Genomic DNA, 18092 nt, shown 5'->3' on the forward strand with positions numbered 1-18092 from the left:
TTGTGATAGTATATATAAAGTATTGCGTTAGATTTGGAGGCGTATCGATATGGGTAAGCAGCTTACAAAAAAAGACATCGAAAAGATGGAACAGGAGATCGAATATAGAAAATGTGTAGTCAGGAAGGAGAAGCTTGAAGCCGTAAAGGAGGCCAGAGCTCAGGGGGATCTCAGTGAGAATTTCGAATATTATGCAGCAAAGAAAGACAAGAATGCCAATGAGCGAAGAATCAGATATCTGGACAGGCTTGTCAGGACTGCAGATATAATAGATGATACTTCAGCAGACGATGAGGTTGGAATTGATAACACGGTAACCGTTTATTTTGAGGATGACGACGAGGAGGAAACATACAGAGTTGTCACAAGCGTTCGTGCTGATGTGCTTGACGGAAGGGTGAGCAACGTATCACCTATAGGCAGGGCGATCATGGGACACAAGGTTGGCGACAGAGTCCAGGTCGTTCCAGAGAAGGGTGAACCGTATTATCTAGTCATAAGAAAGATTGAAAACACACAGGATGATGGATCATTTGAGATTAACTAGGTGGATCATATGAATTGTTTGGAAGCACAGTCAAAGATAATGGCGTTTATTGAGAATAAACTCCCTGACGATGAACTCAGAGAGTTTATTAAGCATGTCAGATCATGCAAAAACTGCTATGAAGAGCTGGATATCTATTACACGCTTATAGTTGGTATGAAACAACTGGACGAGTCTGATAATATATCTACAGATTTTAAGAATGCCCTGGATAAGCATCTTGAGGAAGAGATGAACAGACTTACCACGGTAAAGAGAATAGCAAATTCCACGATACTGGTCGGAATTGCAGCCGTTGTTGCCGGACTTATATGGCTGTACAGCGGTGCTCTTGACAAGGTCTACAACTATGAACAGAATTCCAAACTCAGTGAGCAACCTGAATACTATTATGCTGAATTCTTTGGCTCAAGACTTTTGGACGATTCCCGCTATGATCTCAGTGATATCGACAGATATTACGAAGAACAAAACAAAGTCAGGGATGAAAGTACGGAATTTATGCAGAATATCAAAAAATATAATGCAAATCATAAGGGTATCGAATAGTCAGAATACTCTATGGCGAGCGGTAAATAAGAGGAGGTTTTCATGCCAGATACAGGTAAAAAGATATTGATAATAGATGGACACAGCATACTTAACAGAGCTTTTTACGGGCTTCCGGATCTCACCAACTATGAGGGACTTCACACGAATGCTGTCCTCGGTTTTCTTAATATTATATTCAGGATAATCGACGAAGAGAATCCGACAAATGTATGCGTGGCATTTGACGTTAAACAGCCTACATTCAGACATCTTGTGTACAAAGAGTATAAGGGCACAAGAAAGCCTATGCCGGATGAACTGCGGGAGCAGGTACCACTCATAAAAGAAGTCTTGACAGCGATGAACGTCACCATAGTTGAGAAGGGTGGTTATGAGGCTGATGACATTATAGGAACATTGTCAAGAGTTGCAGATTCTGCCGGATACAAAGTCGTGATAGTATCGGGTGACAGGGATCTTCTGCAGCTTGCAACAGACAATATCCTCGTCCGTATTCCGAAGACAAAAGCAGGTGGAACCACGATAGAGAACTATTACGCAGATGATGTGAAGGATCTCTACGGAGTTACACCAGTCCAGTTTATAGATATGAAGGGACTTATGGGAGATACGTCAGATAACATCCCAGGGGTTCCCGGAATAGGCGAGAAGACCGCATCCAAGATCATTCAGCAGTGGGGATCTGTGGCCGGAGCTCTTGAACATATAGACGAGATCAAACCTCCTAAAGCCCAGAAAAATCTTGCGGAGTTCTCAGAACAGGCAATAATGTCCAGGGAGCTTGCAGCGATCAAGCTTGACTGTGAACTGGATTTCAAGCTTGAGGATACCACATATGAGAACGCGTTTAATGACAGTTCATACAACATTTTCAAAAGGCTGGAATTCAAGAGTCTCTTAAAGAAGTTTGACAACAAGCAGACCGTAAGTGAACTGAAACCGGATATAACAGTGGTAAATTCTACAGCCGACTTTGCTTATATTGAGGATGCTGCAAAGAAATCAGAAGCTGTCGGTGTATACGTTGCCCACAGTGATGACATGATGTTCGGCATAGCCATTGCCTGTGATTCAAAGAATGTGTATGTGATAAACTGTTCATCGGGTATAGATCCTGATGAGGCAGTCAAATTCATATACGATCTGAAGAATGCCGGAATCATCATATGCATGGAGGATCTTAAGAGCGCGCTGAAATATGTAGATTTTCATGAATGTGACACAAATGTACTTGATATAGGAGTGGCAGCATATCTCCTCAATCCGATGGAGGATTCATACGATTATGATGATGTCGCAAAGGAATATCTTGGCAACATACTTCCTTCTGAGAAGGAACTCATCGGCAAAGATGAATTGAATATATTTACATTTATAAGTGATAATTTCCTTGAAGTATTTTCGTACAAGGCGGTCGTTCCGCTCCTTGCAAAGGATATCGTCATGGATAAGCTTGCCAAAGAAGGCATGCTTGAATTGTACAATAAGGTTGAGCTCCCTACCGTTTACACCTTATACGACATGGAAAAACGCGGAATAAGAGTCGATAAGGCAGAGCTTGAGGAATACAGCAAAAAGCTTGAGAAGAGGATTCAGGAGCTTCACGATTCGATAATCGGTTACGCAGGAAAAGAGTTCAATATCAATTCTCCGAAGCAGCTTGGACCTATCCTTTTTGAAGATATGGGCATACCGGGCGGCAAAAAGACCAAGACGGGCTACTCAACAAGTGTGGATGTACTTGAAAAGGTCAAAAACGAACATCCTATCATCGGAGATATTCTGAAATACAGACAGCTCACAAAACTCAATTCCACATACGCAGTGGGACTTGTGAACTATATATCGGATGACGGACGTATTCACGGAACCTTTAACCAGACCATCACGGCAACCGGAAGAATAAGCTCAACAGAGCCTAACCTTCAGAATATACCTATGAAGCTGGAACTCGGAAGACTTATCAGAAAGGCATTTATCCCTAGGGAGGGATATATATTTGTAGATGCCGATTACTCACAGGTAGAGCTTCGTGTACTTGCCCATCTGTCGGGAGATGAGGTTATGAAGAATGCCTTTCTGAATAACGTGGATATTCATGCCACTACGGCATCTGAGGTGTTTGAGGTTCCGATTGGTGAAGTGACACCTCTCCAGAGACGGCATGCCAAGGCTGTCAACTTCGGAATCGTGTACGGAATCAGCGCATTTGGTCTGAGTGAGGATCTGGGTATATCCAGAAAAGAGGCTTCCGATTTCATTGCAAAGTATTACGACACCTATAAGAGTATAAAAGCGTATTTGGATGAACAGGTAGCCCACGCAAAGGAAAAAGGCTATGTGACGACTATGTTCGGAAGGATCAGGCCTATCCCTGAGCTGAAGTCATCCAACTTTATGCAGAGGAGTTTTGGCGAGAGGGTTGCCATGAATTCGCCTATACAGGGAACCGCTGCGGACATAATCAAGATCGCCATGGTGAGAGTTAACATGAAGCTCAAGGAGCTCGGACTGAAGTCACAGCTTATCCTGCAGATACACGATGAGCTTCTTATAGAGGCTGCCGAGGATGAAGTGGACATAGTGAAGAAGCTTCTCGTTGATGAGATGATGCATGCCGCAGATATGACCGTACCTCTTGAGGTGGGCGTTGCATCAGGAAATAACTGGTATGAGGCAAAATAATATGAAGATCATAGGAATAACTGGTGGTATCGGTTCTGGAAAAACCGCTGTGCTTGATATAATGCAGCGAGACTACGGAGCATTCATTATGGAGGCCGACGCCCTGGCTCACAGACTCATGGAACCGGGACAGATATCATACAATGACATAGTGGAACACTTTGGAAGAGATATTCTTGATGAAGACAGCAGGATCGACAGAGCAAAGCTTTCAGCGGTCGTTTTCAGCGATCAGAAGCAGCTCGATATCCTCAATTCCATAACTCACCCAAATGTAAAAAAGGCCATTCTTGAATCCATGGAGGAGCAGAAAAAGTCAGGATGCAGACTATACGTTCTTGAAGCTGCACTGCTTATCCAGGATGGGTATTTGGACATCTGCGATGAGATGTGGTATGTCTATGCAGACGTTTCAAAACGAATTGAACGTTTGTGCGCTTATCGCGGGTTTACCGATGAAAAAGCAAGAAAAGTCATCGCTTCGCAGGAGCCTGACAGCTATTATGAGGAAAATTGTTCAAAAAAGATAGACAATTCAGGCAATTTAGAAAAATTGAGAAACCAGCTTAAGCTGGCGATGGGAATTGAGTGTTAGATTTTTTTAGTTATTATCACGGATTGTACGGATAAAAAGACAATTTTTTTGGCTATTTCTATTGAGAATAATGGGGCAATGAGTTAAACTTTAACTATGTGTGTTTTCATTATTTCAAAGGGGGAAATAAACATGAAGTTTATTGATCAGTTAAAAGAAAAAGCCAAACAGAATAAGAAAACGATCGTACTGCCTGAGACATCAGACATGAGAACAATCGAGGCAGCCGGCAAGGTATTGGCAGAGGGCATTGCGAACATTATCCTGGTTGGAGACAAGGAAGATATCATGAGCAGAGCTGGTGATATCGATCTCAGCGGAGCATCATTTGTTGACCCTAAGAATTATGAGAAATTTGATGAATACGTGGATGCTTTTGTAGAGATGAGAAGAAAGAAGGGCATGACCGAGGCAAGAGCCAAGGAACTGCTTTTAACAAACCCATTATATTTTGGATGTATGATGGTTAAGCAGGATGATGCAGACGGTATGGTTGCCGGTGCGATCAACGCATCAGCAGATGTGCTCCGTGCAGCACTTCAGACACTGAAGACTGCTCCGGGAACAAGAATCGTATCAGCATTCTTCCTGGTTGTAGTTCCAGATTGTCAGTATGGTGCCAATGGAACATTTGTATTTGCAGATGCAGGACTCAATCAGAGCCCGTCAGCGTCAGAGCTTGCAGATATCGCAGAGCAGTCAGCGAAGTCATTTGAACTTCTGGTTGATGAGACACCTGTTGTGGCTATGCTGTCACATTCAACAAAGGGAAGCGCAAAGCATCCTGACGTTGACAAGGTTATTGAAGCTACAGAGATCGTTAACGCTGAGTTCCCTGACCTTCTGTGTGATGGTGAGCTTCAGTCAGATGCAGCACTCGTTCCTGAGGTTGCAGCATCAAAGGCACCTGGAAGCAAGGTTGCAGGACATGCGAATGTTCTTGTGTTCCCTGATCTTGATGCAGCGAACATCGGATACAAGCTTGTACAGAGACTCGCAAAGGCTGATGCATATGGTCCTGTTACACAGGGTATTGCAAAGCCTGTAAACGACCTGTCAAGAGGCTGTGTTGCAGACGATATAGTTGGAGTTGTTGCCATAACAGCTATCCAGGCTCAGGCTCAGGAGGACGGCAGAATGAAGGTAACTCCAAAAGAGAGATAGTAAAAGATAATTTTTAAAGATGATTTATTTACACATAAGTTGTGCAGGAGGATTGAAATGAAGGTTCTTGTAATTAATTGTGGTAGTTCATCACTGAAGTATCAGCTTATTGATTCTGATACAGAGGCTGTTATAGCAAAAGGACTGTGTGAGAGGATCGGTATCGACGGAAAGCTCACACATCAGACCATGGGTAAGGATAAGTATACAGTGGATGCCGCTATGCCGGATCACAATGCTGCTGTAAAATTTGTTCTTGACGCTCTTCTTGATACAGATAAGGGAGCTATCGCTTCACTGTCAGAGATCGACGCTGTTGGACACAGAATAGTTCACGGCGGTGAGAAGTTTGCGAATTCAGTAGTTATAACAGACGAAGTAATGGCGGCCATAGAAGAGTGTAATGATCTTGCACCACTTCACAACCCTGCCAACCTCATTGGAATCAGAGCATGTCAGGCACATATGCCGGGTGTTCCTATGGTTGCGGTATTTGATACAGCATTCCACCAGACCATGCCTGATAAAGCATATACATATGCAATACCTTACGAATATTACGAGAATTATAAGATAAGAAGATACGGTTTCCACGGAACAAGCCACAGCTTTGTATCCAAGAGACTGGCAGAGCTTATAGGCAGGGATATCAAAGATACCAAGCTTATCGTATGCCACCTTGGAAACGGATCAAGTATCACAGCAGTTGACGGCGGTAAGTCAGTGGACACTTCCATGGGACTCACACCTCTTGCAGGTCTTCCTATGGGCACAAGAAGCGGTGATATAGATCCTGCGATTCTTGAGTTCATTGCCGGCAAAGAGGGCAAGAGCGTTGAGGAGATAACAACTATTCTTAATAAGAAGTCAGGTGTATCAGGACTTTCAGGCGTATCAAGTGATTTCAGAGATCTTGACGCCGGCATGAAGGAAGGCAATGACAGATGCCGTCTTGCTCTCGATGTATTCTGCTACAGTGTCAAGAAATATATTGGAGCATATGCAGCCGCAATGGGAGGTCTTGATGCGATAGCGTTTACGGCAGGAATCGGAGAGAACAATCCATATGTAAGAAGAGTTTCAACAATGGATCTTTCATTCATGGGTATCGATATAGATGAGACTAAGAACGAGATCCGCGGCGAAGAGCAGAAGATCTCCACTGACGCTTCAAAGGTTCAGGTATGGGTAGTTCCTACAAACGAAGAGCTTGCCATTGCAAGAGAGACTGTAGAGCTTGTTACAAAATAAGTCTTCTGTATAACGACAGGATTCAGTTGACGGAATTGTATAAAAATTTTGCAATATTTTGTTGACAATAAATATCTGTATATGTATAATAGCAGATGTGCGATTTTTAGGAGATATTATGTTAATTGATTTATCTGAGATTTTATCCACTGAGGGATTGACTAAAAGCGTTGAAGTACATGTAGACTTTGATAATTTCCAGTTTAAGGGAATGGACTACCGGATTGGACAGGCAGATGATTTTCAACTGAATCTGTCGAATGACGGCAAGAACAGAGTCAAGGTTACCGGAAGCACTGATGTTGTCATGGAGCTTGTGTGTGACAGATGTCTGGAGGAGTTTGAGAGAACTTTCCATATAGATATCGACACAGTTATTGATACTTCCGTTTTGGATTCTGATAAGGTAGATGAGATAGATGAGTTAAGCTATTTTGAAGACTGTAATATCGATATGGACGCACTGTTGAAAAAGGAACTGATGGGTTTAGTTCCAATACAGATTCTGTGCAGGGATGACTGCAAGGGACTCTGTAAGGTGTGTGGAACGAATCTGAATCATGGTACATGTAACTGTGATGATTTTGTTCCTGATCCGAGATTATCAGTTTTTAATGACATCTTAAAGAATTGAGGAGGTGTGAATAATGTCAATTTGTCCAAAGAATAAGAGCTCAAAGGCTAGAAGAGATAAGAGAAGAGCTAACTGGAAGATGTCTGCACCAGCATTAGTTAAGTGCAGCAAGTGTGGCGAGTTAATGGTTCCACACAGAGTTTGTAAGAACTGCGGTTCATACAACAAGAAAGAGATTATCTCAGTTGCTGAGTAATTTCCAGTTCTCACTCGGTATTTGAGTAGTAGAATAAACAAGACCTTTCTTATTTTTATAATAAGGAAGGTCTTTTTTCGTGCACATATATACATAGCGGTTTGTATATTTGTACTGAAATATTTGACTTTGACAATTCAGAAATATATAATGACCTTGTGCGTTTGCACCTAAAAATAATTATATGGTGGGATATCCCATAATACACGTAAGATAGGAGAGTTTTGATATGGGCGATACAAGAATTGTAGTAGATGCTATGGGCGGAGATTATGCACCGGAGTGGATCATAAGAGGTGCTGTAGAAGCTGTGAACGAAGGGGCAAAGGCTCATATAATTCTCACTGGAAAAGAGGCTGTCATAAAGGGTGAGCTTGCAAAATACACATATGACACCTCCAAGATAGAGATAAAGAACTGTACTGAGGAGATCACATGTCACGATGCACCTGTTCAGGCAATCAGAAGCAAGAAAGACTCATCACTTACAGTTGGAATGAATATGGTAAAAAGTGGAGAGGCTGACGCAATAATCTCAGCCGGAAGCTCAGGAGCCATCCTTGCAGGAGGACAGCTTATCGTCGGAAGATCCAAAGGTGTTAAGAGATCACCACTTGCGCCTCTCATCCCAACAACAAAAGGATACTCCCTGCTCATAGACTGTGGTGCGAATGTTGATGCAAGACCTGAGCATCTTGTTCAGTTTGCTAAGATGGGCACTGTATATATGGAGAACATAGAGAAGATCAAAAAACCTAGAGTAGCCATTGTGAATATCGGCGACGAGGAAGAGAAGGGCAACGCTCTCGTAAAGGAGACATACCCGCTTCTTAAGGAATGTAAGGATATCAACTTTATCGGAAGTATAGAGGCTCGTGAGATACCAAACGGTGCTGCAGATGTAATTGTCTGTGAAGCATTTGTGGGAAATGTAATATTAAAGCTTTATGAGGGGCTTGCAAAAATGCTTCTTGGAGAGATAAAGAAGGCGGTCATGTCCTCATTCAAATCCAAGATCGGAGGCGCACTGATAAAAGGTTCACTCGGCGAGCTCAAGGAGAGATTTAATGCCAAGACTAAGGGTGGCGCACCGCTCCTCGGTCTCAAGGGTCTTGTTGTCAAGATCCACGGCAATTCACATAACGAAGAAGTTAAAAGTGCAATATTCCAGTGTATCAGTTTCAGCGAGACCGGTGTAAATGCCAAGATAGCTGATAAGCTGAGTGAGGAGCAGGCATAATGAAGAAGGATTATGGTGAGCTTGAAAAAAGAATAGGATACGAATTCAAGGATATAAGACTTCTGATAACGGCTCTGACACACACGTCATTTGCAAATGAGCTTAAGGTTAATAAAACTGAGTCATATGAGAGACTTGAGTTTCTCGGGGATGCCATCCTTGAGTATATTGTGAGTGACTATCTCTTCCACAAGAAGAGAGAATATGAGGAGGGAAAACTCACAAAGCTGAGGGCAAGTCTCGTATGCGAATTTACTCTTTCACAGATATCCGAGAGTCTTGGATATGGCAAATTTGTCCTTCTTAGCAAGGGTGAAGCCCAGACAGGCGGAAGAACAAGGAAATCCATTCTGTGTGATCTCTTTGAATCCGTTCTCGGTGCGATGTATCTTGATGGCGGAATGGATGTCGCCAAGAAGTTTGTCCATCAGTTCCTGCTGGATGACGTTGAGACAAAATCATTGTTCTACGATGCAAAGTCAACCCTTCAGGAATTCTGCCAGAAGAATGGAAAAGAATTAAAGTATGAGCTCATAGAGGAGAAGGGGCCTGAACATAACAAGATATTTGTATCGGATGCCATGATAGATGGCCAGGCTACAGCCAGAGGTGAGGGTTCAAACAGAAAAAACTCCGAACAGATGGCTGCATACAAAACATTGTTACAATTAAGAAAAAAGCAGGATTAATTTATGTATTTAAAGAGTATAGAGGTAAATGGCTTCAAGTCATTTGCAAACAAGATAGTATTCAAATTCAATCACGGAATAACCTGTATCGTTGGACCTAATGGTTCGGGTAAGAGCAATGTAGCGGATGCAGTGAGATGGGTTCTGGGTGAACAGAGTGCCAAGAGTCTCCGTGGTTCCAAGATGGAGGATGTCATTTTCTCGGGAACACAGCTCAGAAAGCCGCAGGGCTCCGCATATGTTGCCATAACTCTTGACAACAGCGATCACAGCCTTCCTATAGACTATAATGAAGTCACAGTTGCAAGACGAGTATACAGATCAGGAGAGTCTGAATATCTGATTAACGGTACTGTCAGCAGACTGAAGGATGTATATTCTCTCTTCTTTGACACTGGTATCGGTAAGGAGGGTTATTCAATCATCGGACAGGGCCAGATCGAGAAGATCCTCAATGGTAAACCTGAGGAGAGACGAGAGCTTTTTGACGAGGCTGCCGGAATCGTAAAGTTCAAGAAGAACAAGGCTGCTGCGGAGAAATCACTTGAAGCAGAGAGGGACAATCTCAGCCGTGTCAACGACATTCTCAAGGAGCTTGAAAAACAGGTCGGACCACTCAAGGAGCAGTCTGAGACCGCAAGGAAATACCTGGCATTTAAAAATGAATTAAAAAAACTCGATGTGAATGCATTCCTTCTCGAGACAGAGAAACTTAAAACAGCTCTCGAGGAAGATCAGAACAGGCTCACTATCGTAAACGATGATATAGATGAGAGCAAGCAGGCGTATGAACAGACAAAGGAAGAATACGACCAGATAGAGACTGCTATAGAGCAGCTCAATTCCATAATTGAGTCATCTAAAAACGAGATTCATGAGAACAGGCTTGCAAAAGAGCGTGCTGAAGGTGAGATAAATGTTATCAACCAGCAGATAATCACACTCAAAATGAACGATCAGAACATACATGATCAGATAGACCGAATCAACAGTCAGATCGAGTCCGGCGAGAAAGAACTCACAGATTACACATCCCAGAAAGATGAACTGGATGACTCTATCTCAGAAGTTGAACAGGCACTTAAAACAGCCCAGAAGGAAAGCTCCGACATGACCTCCTACATAGAGGCCTGCCAGCAGGAGATTGAGAGCTGCAAGGCTGACATCATAGAATATATGCATGAGAGCGGTAATCTCCAGGCAAAGGTCGGAAGATATGACGCCATGCTGGAGAATATCAACTTTAGAAAGACACAGCTCAACCAGAGACTTCTGCAGTTTAAGAGCGACGATGCCGAGGACAAGAAGGACTATGAGTCACTGTCATCACAGCTTGCCGAACTTGAGGCGGGAGCAAAGGTCATTCTCGCGGGATTGGACAGTGCAACCGATCAGCTTGCCCAGAATCAGAATAGAAACAAAACTAACCGTGAGCTGATCCACAACACCAACGAGAAGCTTTCGGCAACAGAGTCCAAGATGGAGGCTCTCAGAAATATAACTGAGAGATACGACGGATACGGCAACAGTATCAGACGAGTCATGGAACAGAAGCAGTGGAATCCGGGTATAATAGGCGTTGTTGCGGACATAATCACGGTAAATCAGAAGTACGAGGTCGCTGTGGAGACTGCCCTTGGCGGAAGTATACAGAACATTGTCACTGAGGACGATGCCACTGCCAAGAGAATGATCTCATATCTGAAGACCAACAGACTCGGACGTGCAACATTTCTTCCGCTTAACACCATAACAGACCGCGGTTCCGTCAGAAATGATGTGCTCAGGGAAAAAGGAGTCATAGGAGTTGCATCAGATCTTGTTGAGGTCGATTCCAAATTCAACACGCTGGTAAAGAACCTTTTAGGCAGGATCATAGTTGTCGACAATATCGATAATGCCCTGGCGGTAGCGCGTAAGAACAATCAGTCGCTCAGACTTGTCACCATAGAGGGAGAACTGATAAATCCGGGCGGATCAATGACCGGAGGTGCATTCAGGAATTCCAGTAACCTTCTCGGAAGGAAGAGGGAGCTGGATGAACTCAAGGAGCAGATCGATAACCTGAAATCAACAGCGTCAAAGGCTGCGGCTCTCGACGCACAACTTAAGACTTCAAGAGATCAGCTCAGACAGGATATAGACAAATACAACTCCGAACTGCAGCAGGCATATCTGAAAAAGAATACTCTGACCATGAGTATTGAACAGGTCAAAGAAAAGCTTGCCGAATCTGAAAGAGTATTTGTCTCGATTGAGAAAGAGGTAGCAGAGCTCAATAATCAGATAACGGAGATAAACAACAATAAGAATTCTCTTGCCGACAACAACAAAAAGCATGAAGCCATGAGGCTTGAAGCTGAGGCAAGAGTGGAAGAACTTGAGGGACAGGGACAGGAGAACAAGGATAAGCTCACCGCTGCAAACGCAAGGGTATCTGAGCTTATGATTAAGTTTAATTCCGTCAAGCAGAAAGAGGACTTCATTGTAGAAAATATCCGAAGAATAAATATGGATATCGAAAAATACAAGGAAGAACTTGAGGGCTTTACAAGCCGCGTGGAGTCATCATTCAGTGAGATCACAGAGCTGGAAGACAGGATAGCTGCTATAAAGACAGATATCGCAAGCAGAACCGGAAGTATCGCTGACAACGAGGACAAGGTAAACGAATTCTCAGTCAAGAGAGAGGAATTACAGCAGAGCCACAAGGAATTCTTTGCCAGACGAGAAGGACTTTCCGAAAAGATTGCAGGACTCGAGAAGGACTCATACAAGCTCACATCGATAATCGAGAAGAACACTGAGAAAGCAGACGAACTCAGCAACTATATGTGGGAGGAGTATGAGCTTACATACAGCAGTGCCCAGGAACTCAAGGACGATAATCTTCCTGAACTGCCGGCACTAAAGAAGGAGATCGTTGCAGTAAAGGCCAAGATCAAATCCCTTGGAGATGTCAACGTCAATGCCATAGATGACTACAAGGAAGTCTCTGAGAGATACGAATTTCTCAAGGGACAGCATGACGATATAGTCAGTGCGGAGACCAACCTTGTAAATATCATTGCGGAGCTTGAAAAATCAATGCAGGAGCAGTTTGCCGAGAAGTTCAAGGAGATACAGGTCATGTTCGACAAGGTATTCAAGGAGCTGTTCGGTGGTGGACGTGGTGCACTTGAGCTGGTTGATACCGAGGATCTTCTTGAAACAGGTATCAGGATCATAGCACAGCCACCTGGAAAGAAGCTCCAGAATATGATGCAGTTGTCAGGTGGAGAGAAGTCCCTCACCGCCATAGCACTGTTATTTGCAATTCAGAGTCTGAAGCCATCACCTTTCTGTCTGCTGGACGAGATAGAGGCGGCTCTTGACGACTCGAACGTAAGAAGATTTGCACAGTATCTCAACAGGCTTACAAAGGATACGCAGTTCATAGTTATATCACACAGAAAGGGAACCATGGAGGCTGCTGATATCCTATACGGTATAACCATGCAGGAGAAGGGTGTATCTACCCTCGTATCAGTCAACCTTATTGAGAACGATCTGGATAAATAACAATAGAAGATATTAAACAGGAGGTATGTCATGGCAGAGGAAAAAGAGAAAAAAGGATTTTTTGCGAGACTTAAGGCAGGTCTTGCAAAGACAAGAGATAATATAGTAGAAAGCTTTACAGATGTATTCGGTGCATCCCATATAGATGATGATTTCTATGAGAATCTTGAAGAGACATTTATCATGGCTGATATGGGATATGAGACGACTGAGAAGGTTATAGAGGGACTTAAGCAGAAGGTTGAGGATTCACACATCAAAGAACCTGCTGCCTGCAAGGAACTTGTGATCAATATAATCAAGAACCAGATGTCTGTGGACGATTCAGCGTACGACTTCGAGAATAAGAAGTCCGTTGTGCTGGTCATCGGGGTAAATGGTGTCGGCAAGACAACGACCATCGGAAAGCTTGCTGCCCAGTACCGCCAGAGAGGCAAGAAGGTTCTCATGGCTGCTGCCGATACATTCAGAGCTGCCGCCATAGATCAGTTAAAGACCTGGGCTGACAGGGCACAGGTTGATATAATTTCACACAATGAGGGCGCTGATCCCGCTGCAGTTGTATACGACGCAGTGGCTGCCGCCAAGGCAAGAGATACGGATATCCTTCTCGTTGATACAGCGGGAAGACTTCACAACAAGAAGAATCTCATGGACGAGCTTGCAAAGATGAGAAGGATCATCACAAGGGATTATCCAGAGGCAAATGTTGAGGCGCTCATAGTTCTGGACGGAACAACAGGTCAGAATGCCCTTGAACAGGCAAGACAGTTCAGCAATGTAACTGAGCTTGACGGTATAGTTATCACCAAGCTTGACGGAACCGCCAAGGGTGGTATTGCGATAGCGATCCAGGCAGAGCTTGACGTACCGGTCAAGTTTATCGGAGTTGGTGAGAAGATCGGTGATCTCCAGAGATTTGACCCTCAGGAATATGTCAACGCATTGTTCGCAGATTTTGACGAGGACAGATCCGAGATTGATATGCTCATCGGCGATGACATGTAATACTACGGCATATATAATGATCATATGTACGTATGCCAATGTACTTATATCTGTGCACAACCATATATGATTTTCAAAAGGATTTTTACATAAGGAGACATTAACAAATGGCAGAACAGAACACAACAGACAAACTGACACTTGCGAAATTTGAGGAGGCCTACGACATTGTACAGAAGGTGGTTCTCCCTACAAAGCTCATATACAGTGACTATTTCAGTGGGATAACAGGCAACAAGGTATACTTCAAACCTGAGAACCTTCAGAAGACCGGTGCATACAAGATCAGGGGTGCATATTACAAGATAAGCACGCTTTCAGATGAAGAGAGACAGAAGGGACTGATAACAGCTTCTGCTGGAAATCATGCCCAGGGTGTGGCATATGCTGCAAAAGCATATGGAGTAAAGGCGACCATCGTTATGCCTTCATCTACACCTCTCATCAAGGTTAACAGAACTAAGGCATACGGCGCAGAGGTTATACTGTATGGAGACGTATATGATGAATCATGTGCATACGCTCTTGAGCTTGCAGAGGACAAGGGTTATACATTCATTCATCCGTTCGATGATCTCGATGTTGCCACAGGACAGGGCTCGGTTGCGATGGAGATCATAAAGGAGCTTCCTTTCGTTGACTATATCCTTGTTCCTATCGGAGGTGGCGGTCTGGCAACAGGTGTGTCCACACTTGCCAAGATGATGAATCCGAACATCAAGGTCATAGGTGTTGAGCCTGCCGGAGCAAACTGTATGCAGGCATCACTGAAGAACAAGAAGGTTACAACACTTCCATATGTCGACACCATTGCAGATGGAACTGCAGTAAAGACACCGGGAAGCAAGATTTTCCCATATATACAGAAGAACATAGATGATATTATAACTGTAGAGGATAACGAACTCATCGTTTCATTCCTCGATATGCTTGAGAACCACAAGCTTCTTGTTGAGAATTCAGGCCTTCTCACAGTGGCAGCACTTAAGCATCTCGATGTAAAGGGTGCCAAGGTCGTAAGCATACTGTCGGGCGGCAATATGGATATGATAACATTTGCCTCACTTGTACAGCACGGACTTATCGCAAGAAGCAGGATCTTCACAGTTTCAACACTTCTTCCTGACAAGCCGGGTGCACTCATGAACATTTCAAAGGTTATCGCTGATCTCCAGGGAAATGTTATCAAGCTTGAGCACAACCAGTTCGTATCCATCAACAGGAATTCAGCAGTTGAGCTTGTTATCACTATGGAGGCATTTGGCCCTGAGCACAAGCAGCTCATCATCAACACACTTGCTGATAAGGGCTACAAGCCAAAGGAAGTCATGACAAAGGGAATATACAATTAATTGTAGTTGATATCGATGATTAACGATGAACTCACTTTAACCGTAAATGACAACAAAATAATCGCCTGCAGACGCGGTGACAATCTGTTCAAGGTGCTGTGCAGCGCCGGATATGTGTTCAGTGGAAACTGCGGAGGTCTTGGAAGGTGTCAGAGATGTCTGGTGGATGTAAAAGGTGCGGGCACGGTAAAAAGCTGTACCTACACTATCACTGATAACATACAGATAACCATAGGTGAGGATAACATGTCAGTCCTTGCTTCGTACAAGGGTGCTGATGAATCCAACAACGTATATAATGGCGATGGTCGTGGTATAGGCATAGCTATAGATTTAGGCACCACCACCATCGCCATAGAACAGATAGATATGTCTGATGGAAGTGTCACGGGCAGATGTGGATTTATGAATCCACAGATTGAATATGGCAGCGATGTCATATCGAGGATCCGAACAGGCTCCACAGAAGATGGACTGGCAAAGCTCAGAAGCTCAGTAGTCACAAGGATTTCCTCAGAGTTGGCCGGAATGGGGTATGCCCCTGCAGATATATCAAGGATAATTATTTCCGGAAACACCACCATGAATGCAATACTTGAGCGGCTGCTTCTGGACAATCTCGGGCATGCACCATTTGAGATCAGGAATCCTGACAGTATAACAGTATCAGGGAAGGATTTCTTTGATGATGAAAGATTTTGCAGTGCAGAAGTCACATGTCTTCCTAACCTCAGCGCATTTGTTGGAGCTGACGCATTGTGCGGTGCAGTCGTCTGTAACATTGACAGGTCTGACAAATATCAGTTGTTTGCAGATCTCGGAACAAACGGAGAACTCATACTTGCAAAGCAGGGCATCGGTTATGCCACCTCATGTGCATGTGGTCCGGCATTTGAGGGAATGCTGAGGAGAGGTGTTGCAGCTCCAACCACAGCCTTTGATCTGCTGAACAGACTTAATTTGCTACACATAGTGAATGACGATGGAGTCCTGGTTGATCAGTATATAGACGGAGGCTACAGACTTGCGGGTGGAGTGACAATTGACATGGATATGATCAGAAGCTTTCTCCTTGCAAAGGCAGCCATATGTGCAGGGATAGAATCCCTCATGGATATGGCGGGGATAACGGCAGAGGACGTATCACGTGTATATCTGGCAGGAGGCTTCGGGTGCAGTCTTAATATATCAAGTGCGGTAAGCCTTGGACTTTTTCCGGACAGTTTTCAGGGAAAATCAGAATTTGCAGGAAATACATCCCTGCACGGAGCACATAAGTGCTTGATTGATAAGAGTTTTATTGATAGAATATATGCGTTTAAAGAGACCCTGACTGCTGTGAATCTCGGTGAGCTTGAGGGCTTTGACAGAAGATATTACAGTCATATGGATCTCAGACCATGGACCGCACAGTCACATGGTACAAATAAATTACAACAGAAGAGTAGATTATGAAATTACTAAGTATAGCAAGCGGTAGCAGCGGTAACTGCTATTACGTCGGCAATAGCGATACCCATCTTCTTGTGGATGTAGGCATAAGCTGCAAGAGGGTTGAAAACGCCCTTAAGGATGAGGGAATAAAGCCGTCTGAACTCGATGGTGTTCTTGTAACGCATGAGCATATAGATCATGTGAAGGGCATAGGTGTTCTGGCAAGAAAGCACGGTGTTCCTATATATGCCACTGCAGGAACCATAGCTGAGATGAAGAAGATGACCTCCCTTGGCAGTATCGATGAGGGACTGTTTCATGAGATTCGTCCTGATGAAAAGATACTGATAAAGGATATAACCGTTGATCCGTCATCCATCTGGCATGACGCAGCGGATCCGGTATGCTACAGCCTGTATGGAGATGGCAAAAAAGTGTCCATAGCGACTGATATGGGCAATTATAATGATTATATTGTAGATAAGCTTGACAACTCAGATATAATGGTAGTTGAGGCCAATCATGATGTCAGAATGCTTGAGGCGGGACCATATCCTTATTATCTCAAGAGACGAATCCTTGGCAACTATGGTCATCTGTCCAACGAATTGTCAGGGCAGCTCATATACAGACTTCTGAATGACCATGTGAAGGGTATCATTCTGGGACATCTGAGCAAGGAGAACAATTTTGAAGAGCTGGCATACGAGACAGTCAAGCTGGAGCTTGAAAACAATTCATACGCCAACGATGTAAGGGAATTTGGGCTGGCAGTAGCCAGAAGAGACATGCCTATGGCTGCCATAGAGGCATAGGCTGATTTTTAGGAGTGAATAAAGATGGGTTCTGTATGTACAGGCTCCATCATCAACAAGGAGGATAAATGAAATGAAAAAGAGAATCATAACTGTAGTAGGTAAGGACAGCGTGGGAATCACAGCTAAGGTATGTGTATATCTGGCAAACAACCAGATCAATATACTTGACATATCACAGACTATAGTTGCAGGGTACTTCAACATGATGATGGTGGTTGATACACAGGAATCATCCAAATCAACAGAGCTCATCGCATCAGAGCTCGGACAGATCGGAGAAGAGATTGGAGTACAGATAAAGGTACAGCACGAGAAGATCTTTGAGACAATGCACAGAATCTAATAATATACAGTCTGACAGACAGA

16 protein-coding genes are annotated in these 18092 nt (G+C 43.8%); all 16 read left to right on the top strand.

Features of this window, described 5'->3' with window-relative positions; all coding sequences use genetic code 11:
* Positions 1-49: 49 nt before the first annotated feature.
* The 16 genes from greA to DW159_RS03395 all read left to right on the top strand — a co-directional run bounded on the left by greA (position 50) and on the right by DW159_RS03395 (position 18069).
* Positions 50-547, top strand: a complete 498-nt coding sequence (gene greA, locus DW159_RS03320) for a transcription elongation factor GreA (RefSeq protein ID WP_015534956.1) — start codon at positions 50-52, stop codon at positions 545-547.
* A gap of 9 nt (positions 548-556) precedes the next feature.
* The gene (locus tag DW159_RS03325) at positions 557-1096 is read left to right on the top strand and encodes an anti-sigma factor family protein (protein ID WP_022216444.1); all 540 of its coding nucleotides are present in this window, start codon (positions 557-559) and stop codon (positions 1094-1096) included.
* Between the two features lie 42 nt (positions 1097-1138).
* Positions 1139-3784, top strand: coding sequence for a DNA polymerase I (gene polA / locus DW159_RS03330; protein ID WP_117548946.1), 2646 nt, complete (start codon positions 1139-1141; stop codon positions 3782-3784).
* Positions 3771-4379 (top strand): dephospho-CoA kinase, encoded by a 609-nt coding sequence (coaE, locus tag DW159_RS03335; RefSeq protein WP_242992605.1) that lies wholly within the window; start codon positions 3771-3773, stop codon positions 4377-4379. The genes polA and coaE overlap by 14 nt, the downstream gene beginning before the upstream one ends.
* A gap of 132 nt (positions 4380-4511) precedes the next feature.
* Positions 4512-5543 carry a phosphate acetyltransferase gene (pta, locus tag DW159_RS03340; RefSeq protein WP_055222666.1) on the top strand — a complete coding sequence of 344 codons (1032 nt, stop codon included), beginning with the start codon at positions 4512-4514 and terminating at the stop codon, positions 5541-5543.
* Positions 5544-5600: 57 nt separating this feature from the next.
* The gene (locus DW159_RS03345) at positions 5601-6794 is read left to right on the top strand and encodes an acetate/propionate family kinase (protein WP_117548948.1); all 1194 of its coding nucleotides are present in this window, start codon (positions 5601-5603) and stop codon (positions 6792-6794) included.
* Positions 6795-6912: 118 nt separating this feature from the next.
* Positions 6913-7428, top strand: a complete 516-nt coding sequence (locus tag DW159_RS03350; RefSeq protein WP_117548949.1) for a YceD family protein — start codon at positions 6913-6915, stop codon at positions 7426-7428.
* Between the two features lie 13 nt (positions 7429-7441).
* Positions 7442-7624, top strand: coding sequence for a 50S ribosomal protein L32 (gene rpmF, locus DW159_RS03355; protein ID WP_004850916.1), 183 nt, complete (start codon positions 7442-7444; stop codon positions 7622-7624).
* 229 nt (positions 7625-7853) lie between these two features.
* Positions 7854-8864: a phosphate acyltransferase PlsX gene (gene plsX, locus DW159_RS03360; protein ID WP_117548950.1), complete on the top strand. Its 1011-nt coding sequence runs from the start codon at positions 7854-7856 to the stop codon at positions 8862-8864.
* Positions 8864-9553, top strand: a complete 690-nt coding sequence (gene rnc, locus DW159_RS03365; protein WP_117548951.1) for a ribonuclease III — start codon at positions 8864-8866, stop codon at positions 9551-9553. The genes plsX and rnc overlap by 1 nt, the downstream gene beginning before the upstream one ends.
* 3 nt (positions 9554-9556) lie before the next feature.
* Positions 9557-13114 (top strand): chromosome segregation protein SMC, encoded by a 3558-nt coding sequence (gene smc / locus DW159_RS03370; protein ID WP_117548952.1) that lies wholly within the window; start codon positions 9557-9559, stop codon positions 13112-13114.
* A 30-nt stretch (positions 13115-13144) separates the two neighbouring features.
* Complete coding sequence (gene ftsY, locus DW159_RS03375) at positions 13145-14122, top strand: signal recognition particle-docking protein FtsY (RefSeq protein ID WP_022216450.1); 978 nt, start codon at positions 13145-13147, stop codon at positions 14120-14122.
* Positions 14123-14229: 107 nt separating this feature from the next.
* Entirely contained in the window at positions 14230-15474 is a 1245-nt protein-coding gene (gene ilvA, locus DW159_RS03380; RefSeq protein ID WP_117548953.1) for a threonine ammonia-lyase, read from the top strand.
* 15 nt (positions 15475-15489) lie between these two features.
* Positions 15490-16929 carry an ASKHA domain-containing protein gene (locus DW159_RS03385; protein WP_117549430.1) on the top strand — a complete coding sequence of 480 codons (1440 nt, stop codon included), beginning with the start codon at positions 15490-15492 and terminating at the stop codon, positions 16927-16929.
* Positions 16926-17723, top strand: coding sequence for an MBL fold metallo-hydrolase (locus tag DW159_RS03390; RefSeq protein WP_117548954.1), 798 nt, complete (start codon positions 16926-16928; stop codon positions 17721-17723). Before DW159_RS03385 ends, DW159_RS03390 begins: the two co-directional genes overlap by 4 nt.
* 73 nt (positions 17724-17796) lie before the next feature.
* Positions 17797-18069: an ACT domain-containing protein gene (locus tag DW159_RS03395; RefSeq protein ID WP_015534945.1), complete on the top strand. Its 273-nt coding sequence runs from the start codon at positions 17797-17799 to the stop codon at positions 18067-18069.
* The last annotated feature ends 23 nt before the right edge of the window (positions 18070-18092 follow it).

The sequence above is a fragment of the Coprococcus sp. AM14-16 genome (genome assembly GCF_003434675.1).
GTDB classification, from domain to species: domain Bacteria; phylum Bacillota; class Clostridia; order Lachnospirales; family Lachnospiraceae; genus Coprococcus; species Coprococcus aceti.

Excerpts from the sequence above, each read along its gene's own strand:
- polA (WP_117548946.1), top strand. The coding sequence starts at position 1,139 with ATGCCAGATACAGGTAAAAAGATATTGATAATAGATGGACACAGCATA.
- DW159_RS03395 (WP_015534945.1), top strand. The coding sequence starts at position 17,797 with ATGAAAAAGAGAATCATAACTGTAGTAGGTAAGGACAGCGTGGGAATC.
- smc (WP_117548952.1), top strand. The coding sequence starts at position 9,557 with ATGTATTTAAAGAGTATAGAGGTAAATGGCTTCAAGTCATTTGCAAAC.
- greA (WP_015534956.1), top strand. The coding sequence starts at position 50 with ATGGGTAAGCAGCTTACAAAAAAAGACATCGAAAAGATGGAACAGGAG.
- rpmF (WP_004850916.1), top strand. The coding sequence starts at position 7,442 with ATGTCAATTTGTCCAAAGAATAAGAGCTCAAAGGCTAGAAGAGATAAG.
- DW159_RS03390 (WP_117548954.1), top strand. The coding sequence starts at position 16,926 with ATGAAATTACTAAGTATAGCAAGCGGTAGCAGCGGTAACTGCTATTAC.
- pta (WP_055222666.1), top strand. The coding sequence starts at position 4,512 with ATGAAGTTTATTGATCAGTTAAAAGAAAAAGCCAAACAGAATAAGAAA.
- ilvA (WP_117548953.1), top strand. The coding sequence starts at position 14,230 with ATGGCAGAACAGAACACAACAGACAAACTGACACTTGCGAAATTTGAG.
- DW159_RS03350 (WP_117548949.1), top strand. The coding sequence starts at position 6,913 with ATGTTAATTGATTTATCTGAGATTTTATCCACTGAGGGATTGACTAAA.
- DW159_RS03345 (WP_117548948.1), top strand. The coding sequence starts at position 5,601 with ATGAAGGTTCTTGTAATTAATTGTGGTAGTTCATCACTGAAGTATCAG.
- DW159_RS03325 (WP_022216444.1), top strand. The coding sequence starts at position 557 with ATGAATTGTTTGGAAGCACAGTCAAAGATAATGGCGTTTATTGAGAAT.
- plsX (WP_117548950.1), top strand. The coding sequence starts at position 7,854 with ATGGGCGATACAAGAATTGTAGTAGATGCTATGGGCGGAGATTATGCA.
- DW159_RS03385 (WP_117549430.1), top strand. The coding sequence starts at position 15,490 with ATGATTAACGATGAACTCACTTTAACCGTAAATGACAACAAAATAATC.
- rnc (WP_117548951.1), top strand. The coding sequence starts at position 8,864 with ATGAAGAAGGATTATGGTGAGCTTGAAAAAAGAATAGGATACGAATTC.
- ftsY (WP_022216450.1), top strand. The coding sequence starts at position 13,145 with ATGGCAGAGGAAAAAGAGAAAAAAGGATTTTTTGCGAGACTTAAGGCA.
- coaE (WP_242992605.1), top strand. The coding sequence starts at position 3,771 with ATGAGGCAAAATAATATGAAGATCATAGGAATAACTGGTGGTATCGGT.